Genomic DNA, 16797 nt, shown 5'->3' on the forward strand with positions numbered 1-16797 from the left:
GGGTCAGGAATTCGGGGAGGATGATGCGGTGGCGTGAGCATCTGCGTGAGCAGATGCGAAGGCCACGAGACGCGGAACGAGTTGTTCGAGACGCATGCCGCGCGAGGCCTTGAGCAGCACCAGCGACTTGGGCGAGAGACGTGCTTCGAGCAACGGCCAAAGCGCCTCGAGCGTATCGGCTGCCACCACGCGCGGGTCCTGCGGCGCGACGCGCGTAAAGGCGTCGGCAAACTCTCCGACCGCCGCAATAAGCTCGGCGCGGGTAGCCAGCGCTTCGCGCGCCACGGCCTCATGCTGCGCCGCGCTTTGCGCACCCAGTTCGCGCATGCTGCCCAGCACGGCCACGCGCTGCGCCTCGGTGGGCACCTCGTGCAGCAATTGCAGCGCTGCCCGCATGCTGGCCGGGTTGGCGTTGTAGGCGTCATTGAGCAGCGTGAGCGGACCGTGCTGCTCCCAGACGCCACGCATGGACGGCACCGGCATGTTGGCCAGTCCCGTGGCCGCATCAGCCAATGACACCGCACAGGCCTGCGCCACGGCCAGCGCCAGCATGGCATTGCCTGCCTGATGCGCGCCGCGCAGCGGCAGTGTCATGTCCTCGCCACCAAATCGCAGCTGAACCCGGCCCTGCGCGTCGAGCGACCAGGTCTCGGGCACCACATCGGCGTCAGTCAGGCCGGCGGTGATGACCGCCTGCGCCCGCGAGCGGGCCAGGGCCACCGCGTCGGGTGACGACGACGTGACGACAGCGAGCGTGACGCCATGAAAGACCTCGCACTCTTCGCGCAGTACACCGGCGAGATCGCCGAGTCCTTCGAGATGCTCCTCGCCGATACTCGTGAGCACGGCGACATCGGGTGCGGCGATGGCCCGCAGCATGGCCACTTCGCCAGGCGTGTTGGTACCCAGCTCCACCACGGCCAACTCCGCATCACTGGGCATGGCCAGCAGAGTGAGCGGTACGCCCACCCGGTTGTTGAGATTGCCGGCCGTGGCATGCACCTGATAGCTGCGGCTCAGCGCCGCGCGCAGCAGTTCCTTGGTACTCGTCTTGCCGTTGGAGCCGGCCACCGCGATGACACTGCGGCCCCAGGCCTTCCGCCAGGCATGGGCCAGTTGGCCGAGCGCCACCAGCGTATCGGGCACCACATAGGTGGGAACCCCGAGACCGGCGGCGCGCATGGCATCGCTTACCACAAACGCCGCCGCGCCGGCGTCGCGTGCAGTGGCCAGAAAATCGTGCGCATCGAACTGCTCGCCGCGCAGGGCCACGAACACGTCACCGCGCGCAATGCGCCGCGTGTCAGTGCTGATGCCCGCCAGCGGCTGCGGCATGGACGGACCAGTGCCAAGAGCCTGCGCCACCCGCTCGAACGTCCAATAGGGATGCGCGAATTCAGGCGTGACCGCCGGCACGGCGGCATACTCGGTACCCGAGGTAAAAACCGGACTCACGACAACCCCATGCTGGTGGCCAACTCCCTCACGATGACCTGTTCATCGAAGGGATACGACGTGGTGCCGCGAATCTGGTAGGTCTCGTGCCCCTTGCCAGCCAGCACCACCACATCCTCGGGCTGCGCCATGCGCAGCGCTTCGGCAATGGCCTCGCGACGATCCACAATGCGCGTGTATCGACCCGCCGTCATGCCCGCGACAATGTCGTCGAGGATGCGATCGGGATCTTCGGTGCGTGGATTGTCGCTGGTGACGATGGTCACGTCGGCCAACTGTTCGGCAATGCGGCCCATCTCCGGGCGCTTGCCGCGATCGCGGTCACCACCGCAGCCGAAGAGCACGATGAGGCGACCGGGTGGGGCATCGGGCACGCGCGTGAACGGCCGCACCGCCTGCAGTGCGCGCTCGAGCGCGTCGGGCGTATGCGCGTAGTCGCGCAGCACCGTGGGCTGTGTGCGCAGGATCTCGAGTCGACCCGGCACCTGCGGCACGGTGGCCAGGCGCGCGGCCACGTCAGCGGCCGAGATCCCCAAGCCAATGGCCGCCGCCGCCGCTGCGAGCGCGTTGGCCACGTTGAAGTCACCAATGAGTGGCAGCGTGACCCTATGCGCGCCGCTCCGGGTCACCAGCAGGAACTGACTGCCGCTCGTGCCGAACTGCACATCGCGCGCCGCCACATCGAGCGCCGGCTCGGCGGTGCCCGGCGCGGCCGCGCCAAACATCAGCGTGCGCGGCGCATGGTGCACCCCGCGCCAGGCCGGATCGTCGGCGTTGAACACGGCCACGCCATCACGCGCGAGCAGGCCCACGAGGCGCAGCTTGGCTGCACGATAGGCGTCCATGCTGCCGTGATAATCGAGATGATCACGCGTGAGGTTGGTGAACACCGCCGCCGCAAAACTGAGCCCTTCCACGCGACGCTGATCGAGCGCATGGGAGCTGGTTTCCATGGCCACGGCCCGCACGCCGTCGTCCACGAGACGACGCAACAGACGCTGCAACTCCACGGGGCCCGGCGTCGTGAGCCCACCACCGCCCGGCAAGGCCACACCACGACTGCCCACCAGCACACCCAGTGTGCCGATGGACGCCGCCGGATGATCGGGCCCATCAAGCAGATGACGCAGCAATCCTACGGTGGTGGTTTTGCCGTTGGTACCGGTGACGCCAACCAGCGTCAGCGAACGCGCCGGCCATCGGTGAAAGGCCGCTGCAGCAATGGCGGCCGCGCGACGTCCGTCGCGCACGGGCACGACCGGCACGCTGACGTGCCGCGCGGCCTCCACATCCTCCACGATGAGCAGCGAGGCCCCGGCCTGCACGGCCGCATCAATCCAGGCGTGGCCGTCCTGCGTGGCACCGCGAATGGCCAGAAAGGCGCAGCCGGGTGTCACGCGCCGACTGTCGTCGACCAGATCGGTGATGTGCGCGGGCCACGCGTGTCCATCGATGGCGCCCGACACCAACAGGCCGGCATCACGTAGCGCATCGACAACCACTGGTACCGCAACGGGCGAACCGGATTCCGCAGAACGCGTGTCACTCACGGCTTGGGCACCTCGAGTTGCACAGTGGCGCCGCTCTGCAGCACCACGCCGGCCGCCGGTCGCGTGCGCACCACCGTGCCGTTGACGAGACTCACCTGAAAGCCCGCCTGATGCAGCGTGAGCGCCGCGCGCCGCGCATCGAGGCCGTACACCGACGGCACAGGACGCGGGTCGCGCACGGCTTCTCCGGTGTTGCGACCACCGTCTGGGCCGCGAGCCGCCGATCGATGTGGCAGGTCCACGACCACCATGGCCGGGGCAGCCACCGGTTCCGGCGCGCGCGGCGCAGGGGCAAGCAGAGAATCGCGGCGCAGCGAATCGCGCAAGGCCACGCGCAATTGCTCCGGCGTGCGCGGCTTGGGCAGCGGCGCGGCAATGGGGCGCGCGATGGCCGCGAGCGCGTCGCCATCGAGCGAGGCGTCACGTGTGGCCAGCGCCGCCTGCAGAATGTCGTGCACCGCTTCACCGGCCACGACACCGCCGTAGTAAGTGCCCTTGGGGTCGATGAGTCGCGCCACGATCACGTACTGGGGATCTTCGGCGGGAAACATGCCGGCAAAGCTCGAGTTGTAGAGCCCCTGCTGGTAACCGCCCTGCACCACACGGCGCGCCGTGCCGGACTTGCCACCCACATCAAAGCTGCCCATTTCCGCAGCCTGCGCCGTACCGCTGTCCACCACACTCTTGAGCATGCGGCGCATGAGCGCGGCCGCGTCCTGGGTCAGCACGCGGCGCACCACCGTCCGCCGGTGCTGATACAGTGGTTCCCCGCTCCGCCGATGCACGGCGCGTACCAGCGTGGGCTGCAGCAGTTCGCCCCCATTGGCAATGGCCACATAGGCCAGCGCCACTTGCAGCGGTGTGGCGGATATGCCGTAGCCAATGGGAATGCGTGTGCGTGTGACTTCTTTCCACTCACGCGGCAGCGGCAGTACGCCACGCGATTCGCTGGGATAGCTCACACCGGTGTAACTGCCGAACCCGAAGTCGCGCAGAATCTGATACACATCGGCCGGTGGCAGACGCAGCGAAAGTTTAGCGGTGCCGATGTTGCTGGAGTGCTGCACGACTTGAAACACCGACATGCGTTCGGCCTTGTGCGTATCGGTGAGCTTGTAGCCACCGTAGCTCCAGAGGCCGTTGTCGGTTTCCACGACCTCCTCGGGTGTGGTGACGCCACGCTCAAGCAGCTTGGCCAGCACGAAGGGCTTGAGCACCGACCCGGGCTCGTAGGCCTCTACAATGGGCGTGCTGGTGTAGGCGGGTTTGCCGTCGCGCACACCGGCCAGCGCCAATACGGCGCCGTCGCGCGGGTCCACAATGACCACATCCCCGCCACTGGCCCCGGTGCGTTCGCGCGCGGCGGCCAACGCCTCCTCGGCAATTTCCTGCAGGCTCTGATTGATGGTCAGCGTGACAGTGTGCCCGGGCCGCGCTTCCACGCGCTGATACTCCGGCGACTCCAGACGTCCGCCCAAACCGTCGCGCACCACCGGCATGTGGCCCGATTCGCCCCGCAACCACTCGTGCAGCTCGAGCTCGAGGCCACTGCGCGGCTCGCCCTCAAGATCCAGCACGCCCACCACGCCGCGCAGTCCGGCCGGTGTGGAATTGACGCGCGTCAGCACGGGCTTGATGGACACGCCGGGCAAGCCCTTGAGACGTTCCACGTCGGAGGGCGCAAAGCGATGGGGCAACTCCACCCACTTGCGCTTGCGATCAAGCGCGCGCTTCACCCACTCGTCACCCACTCGCAGATCGCGCAATCCCCGCCGCAACACACTGCGCGTATCGATCGTGTCCACCTTGCGCGCCGCCCCCGTCCCGGTTTTGCGCACCGCCGGCCGCAGATGGTGCGGCTCGATGACGAGCCGCATCTGTTCACGGGTTTCCACCAGTACGGTGCCCGACGCGTCCACCAGCGTGCCGCGCAGCGGCTCGACGGTTTCGTCGCGCATGTGCTGGTCGGTGGCCTTGCCCGCCCAGAGGCCATGTTCAATGACCTGGACCTGCGCCGCGCGCGCCACGATGCCCGCGCCAAACAGCACCAGACACAAGTGCACGAACGTGGAGCGCCCGCGACTCACCGTCACGAGTGGCTGATGCTCGGCCTCCGCGCGCGATTGCGCGGAGTGCAGAGGCGCGGAATGCGGATGCGTCATGGCTTTAATTGGCCGATGTGCAGACTGTCGGCCGCAACACCAGACGCGCTGTCAGCCCCGACATCCTGCGCGGCCGAAAAGGCCGACGAAGGCAGGAACCGCGTCTGCGCCTCGGTAGGTACCCGCATGCCAAGCCGACGCTCGGCCTCGCTCACCACCGAGCGGCGACTCGAGGCCCGGCGCAGGTCATTCTCGAGATCCTGCTGCTCGGCGCGCAGCGTGCGCAACTCGCCGCGCATGCGCTGCATCTCGCGTGCGGTGGCCACGCCGGTACTCCGGCGCCAGACCACCGTGGCCGCGACGAGCATGAAGAGCACCAACCCCATGGCCACGAGGGCACGCCCACGCAGTGGACTGCGTGTCGTACGACGGGTAGTGGTTCGACGTGCGGCCATCAGCGCGCCAGGCGCCAGGCACGCAGTCTGGCGCTGCGTGCCCGCACGTTCACGTCCACCTCGTCGTCGGCCGCCGACACGGGGCGGCGCGTCAGCGTTTCGCCCAGCGCGACGCCGCGGCAACCGCACACCATGAGCCGCGGCGGGCAGACGCAGTCGCGGCTCCACTCGCGGAAGGCGTTCTTGACGAGGCGATCCTCACCCGAGTGATAGGCAATGATGGCCAGCACGCCACCCGGGGTGAGACGGTCGCGCAGCGCGGGCAGCGCGCGCTCGAGTCCGGCCAGTTCATCGTTCACGGCAATGCGCACGGCCTGGAAGATGCGCGCAAAATCTGGCGCGCCACTTCGCGGGCCGAGCACGGCCCGAATGGCGTCCACCAGGTCGTCGGCGGTGGCAAACGGCCGACGCGCGCGACGCCGCACGATTTCGCGGGCCATCTTGGCCGCGCGCGGTTCATCGGCATAGTTGCGCAGCAACGCCGACAAGTCGACTTCGTCGATGGTGTTGAGCAACTCGGCGGCATCGACGTCGGCGTCGGTGCCCATGCGCATGTCGAGCGGCGCGCCTTCGCGGAAGGTGAAGCCGCGGGTCGGGTCGTCGAACTGGTGCGAGGACACCCCGAGGTCGAGCAGTATGCCGTCAAAGCGCTCGGCATCGGCGAGACCGGCCGACGGAAGATCGGCATAGTTGCCCAGCAACGCGCGGAACTGCCCACTGCGTTCGAAGTCCACCAGGCGCTCGCGCGCAGCGGCCAGCGCGCGCGGGTCGCGGTCGACGCCGGTGACACGCATGCCACGCTCGAGCAGGGCGGCCGAATGGCCACCACCACCCAGGGTGCAGTCGAGGACGGTGTCGGCGTCGGCCAACAGCGTTTCCACTTCGGCCAGCAGGACGGGGACGTGGTAGGTCCCCGCGCGCCCTGAGGGGAGCGTACGGGCCGGGCTCACGCGCGGATGGGGCAAACGGTCTGGCGCGTCATGGCAGCAAAGGGGTGCCCGAACGAGGGCACGTCATGGGGCGTCGCGGAGGGTCATGTTAGCGGGGGGCGCAAGGCAGCGTCAAGCGAGGTTCAGGGGTGCGAAAATGTGCATTACCCGTTCCCGCCAACGGATGTGATCCGCGCGTGCTGCACCGCGTACATGGGCGAAAAACGAACCGGCCCGCCGTCGAGTGACGGCGGGCCGGCAGCGTGCACTGCGAAGGCTTACTTGCAAAAGGCCTTGATGACCTGATCGGCGTATGGATCGAGCTGAGCGACCTGCCCCATCAGCTGGCGCGTCACATCGGGTGAGAATGAACCACCACGAGGCAACAGGATCTGCGCTTCGACGAACATGTCCTTGGCCGCCTTGGCACCCGCACAATCCTTCGCTGCGGCCGCCGCCTGCACCTTGGCGTAGCCATACTGCACATACGTCGCGCCGAGCAGGAACTGCGCCTGCGCCTTGATGTCGGGCGTTGCAACCGATTCAGCGTACTTCAGCTGGTCGACGGCCACCTTGAAGTCATCTTCGCTCTTGCTGGCCCCCGCCTTGCGCGACGCTTCCTGCGCGGCGCCGAGCAACTGGCCGCGAAGCAGCGAGGAGGTATCTCCGGCAGCGATGGCGTCCTTGATAGCCGGCACAATGTCCTGACCGAGATCCTTCAGCGTAAGGATGCGAATGAGCGTGCCGTTTTCCACCGGCACCTTGTTCGCCACCGCCTTGTCCAGCGCCTCAAGGGCCTGCTGGTTCTGGCCGGCGCTGCGCAGCGACACGATCTGGTCGTAGACCAGCGAGGGCTGGTTGGGGAACTTGGCCAGACCCTGAGCCGCCGTCTCCGCCGCCTTCTGGTACTGGCTGTCGGCCTGATAGGCGCGCGAGGTGCGGATGAAGTACGTGGTGTCGGCAAACGAGGTGTCGAGCGCGATCAGCTCCTTGCCCTGCGCATGCGCCGCCGCATAGTCCTTGGTAGCCAGCAGGATGATCCAGCGCAGACGCAGCAGCTCGGAGTCACCCGGGTTGGCCTGCACGGCCTCGTCCACCACCGGGCGCGCCGCGGCCGGATTGGCGACCTTGGCCAGCGCTTCCACCACCGTCTTCTGGAGACGCGGGTTCTTCGGATCGGTAGACAGGAGACGCGTGAGCGTCACCACCACCGAGTCGCTCTGACCGGCCGCCTGGTAGGCGTCGGCGAGGATTTCGAGGCCGTAGCGGCTCTTGGGATCGTACTTCGTGATTTCCTGCGCCACCGCCATCTTTTCGGCAGCCGGTGCTTCCCGCGACACCAGCACGTTGGCCCAGCAAATGCGCGCCAGCGTGGCCTTGGGATAAGCGGCTACGCCTTCCTTTGCCGCCGCGATGGCCTCATCCCACTTCTGCTGACGGGCGGAGGCGATGCACTTCTTTTCGGCGTCGAGCTGCTTGCGGGCTTCCTTGAGCTCCACCGCCATGGCCTTGGAGGCGTCGCTGAAGTTCTTGGCTTCGAACACGCCGAGCGGCTGCACGAGCGAGTTGTCGCGGGCCAGCACCAGCGCCGCTTCGAGCCTCACACCCGATTCCGACTTGGTGGCCGACCCGGTGATGTACTCGTCGGCGCGCAGCAGCGAGGCCAGCGCCTTCTGGTCATGCGGCTCGAGCGCTTCCGTGGTGGGGAAACCCGAGGCTTCAAGCGTGGCGGTGAGGTCCTGCTTGGGCAGGACGTACACCTGCTTGAAGGGGAAGTCACTGGTCATGCGCGAACGCACCGCGTCCGCCGCCTGCACCCCCAGGCCCTTCTCCGCGGAGCGGAACACCGCGACCATGACGCGCGTCGCATTCGGATCGGGGACCCGATTGTACTGGGCCGACGCCACCGAAGGCAGCAACGTGCCTCCGAGAGCCAAACCGATTCCGGCGATCGCCTGGATATGCCGTGTCTTCAACGTCGTAACCTCCGCACCGGAAGCCGTGGGTCCCCGTCAACGGGGCTGGGACAACCCGCGGGCCGTGCGCAAGCCGGCGGGTCTGGGGGGGAAACTGCGAAACTGCGTTACCCAGTGACAGCCGGCAAGTGTGACGGATGCCATCGGGCCCTGCAGGTGGGACAACTGCGATGGGCGAAGAGGGACTCGAACCCCCGACCCCCTGTGTGTAAGACAGGTGCTCTAACCAACTGAGCTATTCGCCCGCGATACGAGCCACCCACCCACTCCGTTGATAAACGTACAAGATCCGTCGCCCCGGCGTTCCTGGTCGGGCGAAGATTTAACCGGATTGTCACGTTTCCCGGGGACGAGTCCCGGCTGAGCCCGGCTCCGGGTGGCGGGAGCGGGCGCGAAGTCGAACTGGGCGGTCAGCCCTTGAGAATGGCCAGCGGGATGAGCACCACGTAGCCCAGCACAAGCAGGATGGGCGCGATGGTTTCGCCCCCGCGGGCGAGGTCGGCATAGCCCAGCAGCAGCGAGGCAGCCGCCAGTCCCCACAACAGCAGGGCCTTGGAACGGGACTTTTCGATCGAGGTCATGCCGGAGGATATCGGGGCGAGGATGGCCCGGGCAAGGGTGCCACCGGCTCCGGGTCCGATTCCGGTTCGGCCTCAGGGTCCGATGTCACGCCTTCCGGTATGTCCAGCAGCGCCTGCAGGCTGCTCTCGCGCAAGGCGGCCTCCTGCGCGGCGTCGGCCGCCCGCATGGCCTCGAGACGCGCCCGGTCCCGTTTGCGCCGCTGCACCACCAACGGCACGAGGGCCAAAGACAACAGACCGACCACAGCCGAGACGTTGGTGACCAGTGCGAGCGCGCCGTAGCGCCGACGGGTCTGCGATTGCCAGTGCTTCTCGAAGGCCTCACCGGTCATGCCATAGCTGCTGCGCAGCGCCTTCTCGAAGGAGTTGGTGCTCTCCCACTCGACAAAGAAGCGCGCGAGACCGGCATCGCCTCCCAACTCGCGGAGTTCCGACACGATGCGATGCGCCATGGCATAGCTCCACGAGGCTTCCATGCCGCCGCCGCGGAAACCGTCTTCGAGCGCCTCGAAGCTGGGCAGCGTGCGCCACACCATGCCCAGTGTGGTCTCGAACACCTGCTCACGCGAGAACTCACCGGCGGCCACACTGGCATAGCCCTCGTCAAACCAGCGCGAGGGACGGGGCCCCAACTGCTCGTGCAGCGCGAGATGCGCCATTTCGTGTCGCAGCACGATCAGTGGATCGCCCGCGTCGGAACTGGCGTAACCGCCCTGCATGATGATGCGCTGCTGGTCAGGGAAGGCGATGGCCGCGCCCCACTCCGGCGCAAAGGGCCCGACCCACTGGCGAAAGGTGTCCGCGTCGGGCGCCACGGCAATGAGCACGCGGGCCGCGGATGGGCGCAGTCCGGGAAAGCGATCGTTGGCCACGGCTGACGCCATGAGCGCGCGGGCGAGGCGCTCATCGCGCCGCCCGGCCACCACCGTGAATCGCCCGTTGTCGAGTCGGATGCCCTGCGCGCCGGTCTCCGGTGCACCTTGCGCCACCGCTACCGATGCGCGCAGACCCGGGATGCTCTGCGCCCCAGACCCGAGCCACAGGGCCAGGACCACGCCCAAGACCGTCAGGTATCGACGAAGACGAGTTCCTGATTGGCCGACACGAGATCGAGAAGCGCTGCGCAGCGTTTGCCCCATGGACTGAACTTGTTGGCCGCGCTGCCGCTCTGCCATGCCTGCAGGGCGTCTGCGCGTCGCCCGCATTCCCAGTGCGTGCGTCCCAGCTCATACCACGCCTGCACGAGGTTGGGTCCCTTCTGCAGCGCCTGACGGAGCGTCAACGCGGCCGCGTCGTGTGCGCCCAGCGTGCGCTGGAGCTGCGCGCGGTAGAGGTGCGCATACAGCGCGGCCCGCCCGTCGCCCGAAGCCGCGGCCTGCTCGAGACAGCGATCGGCGTCGGTGAAATGCCCCTGTAGCGCCAGCCAGCGCCCCCAGACCATGACGGCCAGGGCATCGTCGGGGGCCTGTGCACGCGCCTGTTCCAACGGCGCGTGGGCGGCGTCAAGCTGGCCGTCATTGACGTAGGCCCAGGCCAGCAGCACCAGCGCCTCAACCTGCCCCGGCGCCAACGCCAGGGCCTTCTGCAGTGCGACGATGGCCTCGGGCACCTGCCCCAGCGACAGCAGGTTCCAACCCTTCTCCACGAAGGTGGACGCGCCGAGCAGGTCTACGCGCGCTGAGATGGGAGCGGCTGCGGTGGACGGCGCCTGCGCCGACGGCGATTGATCTGGGGCCACACTCGGCGTATTGGCGTTGAGCACCTTCCAGCGCTCGGCCAGCGCCTTCACCGCGTCCTTGGCCGACTGCGCGGCCAGCAGGGCGGCGTCGGCTTCGCGGAAGCAGGCGATGATGTCGTCCTTGAGCTGTGCGGTGCGGCGGGCCGCGTCCGCAGTTGACGTGTCATCGCCCGCTTGCCCGATGGCTTTCTCAATGGCATCAGCCACTTGAGCAAGCCTGGCCGACAGCGGCTGACCGCTGGCGTCCAGCCACTCCGGGCGCGGCGTGTTCGGTTGCGCGTCGCTCATTGGCTGCTCATGCGTGCGCCGTCTCCGCTGCGCGCAAGAGACGCGGCACATCGAGCACCCAACACGGTTCGTCGTCGCGCGGGAACTGCCCCACCACAAACGCCCAGGGCGCGTCGTCACCTGCACCGGCAACGCGCGCGGTTTCGATGGCGCGCACCTCGTAGACATGCGAGACATCGAGCAGCATGCGCGCGGCGCCATGGCGCAGCACGAGCGTGCGCGGCAGTGCCTGAGCGTGCGGATGCAGCGCACAGACCTCGTGTGCAGTGGCTCGTCGCTCGGGCAAAGTCAGCGTGGGCATGTGCGCTGCCGCGGCATGCGTGCTGGTTTGCTGACGGGGCACGACACGTTCCACCTGCTCTACGGGAAATGCCAGCAGGACGTTCTCAACGCGGCAGATGACAAACGTCGAACGCTCGACATCCGGCGTGCGACGACGGCGGGCATTGCCCACTGCCGTGCGAAACGGCGTGGACGTCTGCGATGGGCGTGAGTCCGCACTCGTTGCGACGGCACCGTGTGTTTCGACCTGACTCATGCGTCGTTCTCCGACGTTGTGCGCGGTGCAGTAAAGGGCGTTTGCGTTTGCATTTGCGTTTGCGCTTGCGTTTGCGCCACCACCTGTGCAATGGCCGTCACAAGATCAGCAAGCGGCACCCCACCCGACAAACCCGCAGCGCGGCGCGCGGCCTCCGGCATACCGGGAATGATGCACGTGGCGGCGTCCTGTACCATGACTGGTGCCCCCGCTTCCTGCATCGCAGCGAGGCCCTGTGCGCCGTCACGTCCCATGCCCGTCATCACCACGCCCAGCGCCTGCGGCCCAAACACTTCGGCCACCGATCCGAACAGGTAGTCGGCCGCGGGACGCACCCCCCAGAGCGGCGCGTCGTCATGCAGCGCCACCCGCGGCTGCTCGCGCGGACCGCGCACGCGCAGATGCCACCCGCCGGGCGCGATGTACACATGCCCCGCCCGCAGCGGCTCGTCGGCCACCGCCTCAGCCACCCGCAGCCGCGACGCGGCGCCCAAGCGCTGCGCAAAGCTGGCCGTGAAGCCGGCCGGCATGTGCTGCACCACCACCACCGCCACGTCGCTCCAGTTGGGCAATTGCGGAATGACGCGAGCCAGTGCCGCCGGACCGCCCGTGGATGCCGCAATGGCCACCACCAGGCGCGGCGCCTGCCCGGACGCACCGCCCGTTGCCCTGTGCGCCGTAGCCACTGCCGACGCCAGCTGCGGCAACGGCGACGACATGACGGTTGACCGGCGTGTGTCAGGCTGAGACGGCCGCCACTGCGCATGCGCGGCCCCACGCAGGGCCTGCAGCAGCTGATCGCGCACCAGATCGAGATCGAGGCTGATGGCGCCGGACGGCTTGCGCACAAAATCCACCGCACCGGCTTCGAGCGCCCGCAGCGTGGCGTCGATGCCGCCGTGTGTGGTACCGGCGCTGAGCATCACCACCGGACGCGGCGCCTCGCGCATGATCTGGGTGAGCGCACTGAGCCCGTCGAGGCCCGGCATGTCCACGTCGAGCGTGATGAGATCGGGGTTGAGCGTCTGCACCTGCCGGAGTGCATCGTGCCCGTCGCGCGCGGTGCCCACCACCTCGAACTCACCGCTCGATTGCACGACATCGCTCACCAGACGGCGCATGAAGGCGCTGTCGTCCACCACCAGCACACGCCGGCGTGCCGTGACGGGTGCGCCGGGCACCGCGTGCCCGTCCGATGCCGCGATGCGCTCAGAGGATGACATGCGGCCCTCGCACCGTGCGCACATCGACTCGGCCCGTGCGCACATCGAAGAACACCGAACGTCCGAAGTCACCACCCACGGCCTCACCCACGATGGGCAGATCAGCGGCCGCACAGGCCGCACGCGCCGCTTGCACGTTGCGAATGCCAAGCCCCGACGAGCCAGGGGCCAGCAGCGGCGCAAACATCGAGGCCCCACCAACGAGCCGCGCACGGATTTCCGAGCTGGCGCCCAGCGCCCGCATGCGGGTGAGCATTTCAGGCACGGCCAGTGACGGCACCTTGCCCGCCTTGGGCGCGCCGGCGGTCAGCGCGAGATGCGGCAGCAGCACATGCGCCAAACCGCCCACGCAGCACTCGGCGTCGTGCAGCACGATGGCCACGCAGGACCCCAGCCCGACGGTGAACAGCGTCAGGTCTCCGGCCCCCACGGCAAGGTCGGCAATGCCCACGGATTTCTGCGTCACGGCACCGACGGCACGGCCCCCACGGGGGTCGCTCCATCGGTCGGCGTCGACACAGTCACAGGGTCAGCCGGAGGCGTGAGCGCAGCGAGGTTGGCGCGCACGATGCGATGCTCCGGATCGAATTGCAGGGCACTCTCCCAGGCCACGCGGGCGGCCACCAGGTCACCGCGGCGGTAGTGGATGTTGCCCAGCTTGAGATACACGTCGGGGCCATGCGACGGCGCCAGACGGATCACACGGGACAGCGCGTCGAAGGCTTCGTCGTAGCGCTGCGCCCGATACAGATAGTCCCCGAGGTTCTTGTGCAGCTGCGGCAGCGACGCATCGGTGAGCAACGCGTGCTCGAGTGTGCGCGAGGCCCCCTCGTACTGTCCGCGCCGCTCCTGCACCACAGCCAGATTGTTGTGCAACACGACGGCCTGCGGGTAGTACTGCAGCCCTTCCTCCAACAAGGCCACTGCACGTTGCGTGTCCCCCCCCACCGCCGCGGCAAGGGCTGCGGCGTGATACCACGCCGCCGATGGTTGGCGCGCACCAAACTGGGCACGCGCCGTTGACAGCGCTTCTTCGGCCGCCACCAACTGCCCGGCCTCGAGCGCCAGTGTGGCCTGCAGCAGCGCCATGCGCGGATCGGGCGTCACACCGCCGCGCAGCGCCGCCTGATGCGCGGCCTCGAGCGTTGCGGACGCCTGCGCAAGCTTGCCACACTGTGCTTCGGCAAACGCCAGGTTGTGCAGCACACTGGGCGGCGCGTCAGCGGCTGCGGCGGCCTGCGCAAACGTGGCCTGTGCCTCCGCCCATGCCCCCCGACGTGCCTGGACCAGGCCGAGGTGGAAGCGTGCCACCCCGTCGGCCTCACGCAATTCCAGGACGCGTTGAAACTCACGCTCCGCCTCAGCCAGCATGCCCGTGCGATAAAACGCGATGCCGAGGTTGCGATGCTCCGCCACACGGCTTTCCGGGGGCGGCTGGCGCCGGGTGGCGCTGCGTCCCACGCGCTGCACATAGCCGGCGCTGATGAGCCCATACAGCGCCTTGCCGACATCAAACTCGCTGAGGCCACTGCGCTCCACCACGGCGTGCACATCGATCGTGCCGTCGAGCAGCGGAATGATACGTTCCTGCGACGTGCTGAGCGGCACCTCGATGCCCTGCAGCCGTGCGATATCCACCTCGAAAATGAGATCGAGGCTGGGCAGCTTCTTTTCGATCTGCGACCACTCGTCCACTCGCCGCGCGCCTTCGAGCAGCAGCGTGTCGGCGCTGATGGACAGGAGTGGGGTGTCGGGCGCCGGGTCTTCGTCTGGCTCGAAGGTGAAGGTGCCCTGCGTCCAGGTGAAGAGGTGATAGACCGCCTCTTCCACCTGAAAGCGGAACTCCGACAACACGAGGTCGCGCTCGATGTCCCCGCCCTGCAGCAGCGCCTTGGCCAGAGCGTGATCGTCGTGCGCCGGCAACTGCGCGGCCTGGCGGGCGAGCTCGTCGGCCGCCAGCGCGCCAAGGCGCACGAGACGATCACCGAGTCGGTCGCGGCCGTTCACCAGCGCCGCGTGTACCACGCGGCCTTCGGCGAAGTGCACCGTGCCGAAGCTGCCCTCACGCGCGATGCTGAGGCAGCCGGTCTTCTGTCCGAGTGCCAGCAACTGCAGCACGTCGGCGAGACTGGCTTCGCTGAGATTGCCACGAATGGCCATCAGCCGCGCGCCTCCACAGGTGTCGACACCACCGAGCGCGCCATCACCGGTACTCCTCGATGAGGCGGCCGCTCAGCTCCGGCCAATCCCACACCGTCTTCTCTCGATCGAGGAAGAAACGATCGGGCTCCCCTGGTGCGCGCGCGACCAGATGCTCGAGACGCGGCCGCTCACGCGCCGGTAGCGTGACCACGAGGCCGCCCTCAAAACGCGAGCGCAGCCTGTCGGCCAGCCCGGTCAGGGCCCGCGGCGCACGCTGCGAGGTGAGCACCAGCTGCGCGCCCTGCGACATGAGCTGATTGAAGAGATGGAAGAGCTCGTCCTGCGTGCGCTCCTTGCCCTCAAGCAGGTGGATGTCGTCGAGAATGAACACATCGGCGCTGCGGTAGCGCGCACGCCAGCGCTCGGTGCCGCCCTCCTGCATGGCGGCAATCAGCTCTTCGACAAACAGCGAAGCTGACAGGCAAGCCACGCGCTTGCCCGCCCAGCGCTCGCGCATGGCATTGCCAATGGCATGGGCCACATGTGACTTGCCACTGCCCGCCGGCCCGTGCACCAGCAGCGGATTGTACCGCACGCCAGGTTCCGCAATGACGGCATCCACGGCCTTGAGCGCCAACTGTGACTCGGGCGTGCTGTCGAGGGCCGCGCGTGTGAACGCCGGTGACGGACCAGGCAGCGGCTGCGCCGTCTCGATGACACGCTGAAGCAACTGTTCCGCCGCGGCAATGGCCTCCACATTGCGGAAGGCCTCGTGACCCGCCCACGACGGGTCCACCGCGGCGGCCTGGGCCTCCAGCGCCCGCAGGTGCTCTACCGCGGCCGCATACGCGCGCAGCAGGCCATCCACGTCGGGAGCCTGCGTGAGATTGAGGGCGCGCTCGAGCACCGACACCCGCCAGCCTTCCGGCCGATAGCGCGCGATGGCATCACCGAGCTGAATGCGCCAGGGTTCGACGCGCGTCTCCACCTCCTGCAGCACGTCGGCCAGAAAGCCTTCGTAGTCCGTGCCGGCCGGGATGATGGCTTCAATGCGTTCGGGGGCAGTGGTGGGCGCACGCTCACCCAGCACAGCCCGCACATCGCCCACCGACACGGGCGTGCCCTCCAGCTGCTGATAGGCACTCAGCTTGTTGAGTGCGCCCTTGAGCTCGCGCACATTGCCGAAGGGCATGCGCGCCACGGCGTCGAGCACACCGTCGGCAAAGCTCACCGAGCGATCCTGCGACACGTTGCGCAGAATGGCGAGTCGCATTTCGAAGTCGGGCGCGCCCACATCGACCACCAGCCCACCGGCCAGTCGCGAGAGCAGCCGTTCATCGACATCGGGGATATCGGCGGGCTGACGGTCGCTGGTGAGCACCAGCTGCTGACCGCCCTGGAGCAGCACATTCAACAGGCGCAGCAGCTCGGTCTGCGTTTCACGCTGTCCGGTGAGAAACTGGATATCGTCAATGACCAGCAAGTCCACCTGCTGATGATCGACGAGAAACTGGTGCGGCTGTCCACTCGCGATGGCGCGATGCAACGTGGACGCCAGTTCGTCGCCCGAGGTAAAGCGCACGCGCAGATCGGGACGATGCTCGCGCGCGCGGTGAGCAATGGCACCGACCAGATGTGTCTTGCCGAGGCCCGATCCACCATACACCACGAGTGGGTTGTAGGCCTGACCCGGCGCGTCGGCCACGGCGCGTGCCGCGGCATGCGCGAGCTTGTTGGACGCGCCCACCACGAAGGTGTCAAAACGCAGGGCGCGGTCCACCGATTCGCTGGCCGGGGTGTTCACCGCGGCGTCTCCATCA

General features: G+C 68.0%; 14 protein-coding genes and 1 tRNA gene. All 15 read right to left on the reverse strand.

The window, feature by feature from the left end:
* Window positions 1-3: 3 nt before the first annotated feature.
* The gene (locus B2747_RS05330) at window positions 4-1455 is read right to left on the reverse strand and encodes a UDP-N-acetylmuramoyl-tripeptide--D-alanyl-D-alanine ligase (RefSeq protein ID WP_291157543.1); all 1452 of its coding nucleotides are present in this window, start codon (window positions 1453-1455) and stop codon (window positions 4-6) included.
* Window positions 1452-3005 carry a UDP-N-acetylmuramoyl-L-alanyl-D-glutamate--2,6-diaminopimelate ligase gene (locus tag B2747_RS05335; RefSeq protein WP_291157545.1) on the reverse strand — a complete coding sequence of 518 codons (1554 nt, stop codon included), beginning with the start codon at window positions 3003-3005 and terminating at the stop codon, window positions 1452-1454. Before B2747_RS05335 ends, B2747_RS05330 begins: the two co-directional genes overlap by 4 nt.
* On the reverse strand, window positions 3002-5167 hold the full coding sequence (locus B2747_RS05340; protein WP_291157546.1) for a penicillin-binding transpeptidase domain-containing protein: 2166 nt from the start codon (window positions 5165-5167) through the stop codon (window positions 3002-3004). Before B2747_RS05340 ends, B2747_RS05335 begins: the two co-directional genes overlap by 4 nt.
* The gene (locus tag B2747_RS05345; protein WP_291157548.1) at window positions 5164-5562 is read right to left on the reverse strand and encodes a hypothetical protein; all 399 of its coding nucleotides are present in this window, start codon (window positions 5560-5562) and stop codon (window positions 5164-5166) included. Before B2747_RS05345 ends, B2747_RS05340 begins: the two co-directional genes overlap by 4 nt.
* Entirely contained in the window at window positions 5562-6512 is a 951-nt protein-coding gene (rsmH, locus tag B2747_RS05350) for a 16S rRNA (cytosine(1402)-N(4))-methyltransferase RsmH (protein WP_291157550.1), read from the reverse strand. The genes B2747_RS05345 and rsmH overlap by 1 nt, the downstream gene beginning before the upstream one ends.
* A 257-nt stretch (window positions 6513-6769) precedes the next feature.
* Window positions 6770-8410 (reverse strand): tetratricopeptide repeat protein, encoded by a 1641-nt coding sequence (locus tag B2747_RS05355; RefSeq protein ID WP_291157552.1) that lies wholly within the window; start codon window positions 8408-8410, stop codon window positions 6770-6772.
* 228 nt (window positions 8411-8638) lie between these two features.
* Window positions 8639-8712 (reverse strand) — tRNA-Val (locus B2747_RS05360).
* 165 nt (window positions 8713-8877) lie between these two features.
* Window positions 8878-9048, reverse strand: a complete 171-nt coding sequence (locus B2747_RS05365; protein ID WP_291157554.1) for a hypothetical protein — start codon at window positions 9046-9048, stop codon at window positions 8878-8880.
* Window positions 9045-10103 carry a peptidase MA family metallohydrolase gene (locus B2747_RS05370; RefSeq protein ID WP_291157556.1) on the reverse strand — a complete coding sequence of 353 codons (1059 nt, stop codon included), beginning with the start codon at window positions 10101-10103 and terminating at the stop codon, window positions 9045-9047. The genes B2747_RS05365 and B2747_RS05370 overlap by 4 nt, the downstream gene beginning before the upstream one ends.
* An 11-nt stretch (window positions 10104-10114) precedes the next feature.
* Window positions 10115-11074, reverse strand: a complete 960-nt coding sequence (locus B2747_RS05375; RefSeq protein WP_291157558.1) for a tetratricopeptide repeat protein — start codon at window positions 11072-11074, stop codon at window positions 10115-10117.
* Window positions 11075-11081: 7 nt separating this feature from the next.
* Complete coding sequence (locus B2747_RS05380; protein ID WP_291157559.1) at window positions 11082-11612, reverse strand: chemotaxis protein CheW; 531 nt, start codon at window positions 11610-11612, stop codon at window positions 11082-11084.
* Window positions 11609-12835, reverse strand: a complete 1227-nt coding sequence (locus B2747_RS05385) for a protein-glutamate methylesterase/protein-glutamine glutaminase (RefSeq protein ID WP_291157561.1) — start codon at window positions 12833-12835, stop codon at window positions 11609-11611. The genes B2747_RS05380 and B2747_RS05385 overlap by 4 nt, the downstream gene beginning before the upstream one ends.
* Window positions 12822-13301, reverse strand: coding sequence for a chemotaxis protein CheD (locus B2747_RS05390; protein ID WP_291157563.1), 480 nt, complete (start codon window positions 13299-13301; stop codon window positions 12822-12824). The genes B2747_RS05385 and B2747_RS05390 overlap by 14 nt, the downstream gene beginning before the upstream one ends.
* Window positions 13298-14995, reverse strand: a complete 1698-nt coding sequence (locus B2747_RS05395) for a DUF4388 domain-containing protein (protein ID WP_291157565.1) — start codon at window positions 14993-14995, stop codon at window positions 13298-13300. Before B2747_RS05395 ends, B2747_RS05390 begins: the two co-directional genes overlap by 4 nt.
* Window positions 14996-15038: 43 nt before the next feature.
* The gene (locus B2747_RS05400) at window positions 15039-16781 is read right to left on the reverse strand and encodes a DnaA ATPase domain-containing protein (protein ID WP_291157566.1); all 1743 of its coding nucleotides are present in this window, start codon (window positions 16779-16781) and stop codon (window positions 15039-15041) included.
* Window positions 16782-16797 lie beyond the last annotated feature (16 nt).

This window comes from Gemmatimonas sp. UBA7669, assembly GCF_002483225.1.
Classification (GTDB): domain Bacteria; phylum Gemmatimonadota; class Gemmatimonadetes; order Gemmatimonadales; family Gemmatimonadaceae; genus Gemmatimonas.

Excerpts from the sequence above, each read along its gene's own strand:
- B2747_RS05345 (WP_291157548.1), bottom strand. The coding sequence starts at position 5,562 with ATGGCCGCACGTCGAACCACTACCCGTCGTACGACACGCAGTCCACTG.
- B2747_RS05380 (WP_291157559.1), bottom strand. The coding sequence starts at position 11,612 with ATGAGTCAGGTCGAAACACACGGTGCCGTCGCAACGAGTGCGGACTCA.
- B2747_RS05385 (WP_291157561.1), bottom strand. The coding sequence starts at position 12,835 with ATGTCATCCTCTGAGCGCATCGCGGCATCGGACGGGCACGCGGTGCCC.
- B2747_RS05395 (WP_291157565.1), bottom strand. The coding sequence starts at position 14,995 with ATGGCCATTCGTGGCAATCTCAGCGAAGCCAGTCTCGCCGACGTGCTG.
- B2747_RS05340 (WP_291157546.1), bottom strand. The coding sequence starts at position 5,167 with ATGACGCATCCGCATTCCGCGCCTCTGCACTCCGCGCAATCGCGCGCG.
- B2747_RS05375 (WP_291157558.1), bottom strand. The coding sequence starts at position 11,074 with ATGAGCGACGCGCAACCGAACACGCCGCGCCCGGAGTGGCTGGACGCC.
- B2747_RS05365 (WP_291157554.1), bottom strand. The coding sequence starts at position 9,048 with ATGACCTCGATCGAAAAGTCCCGTTCCAAGGCCCTGCTGTTGTGGGGA.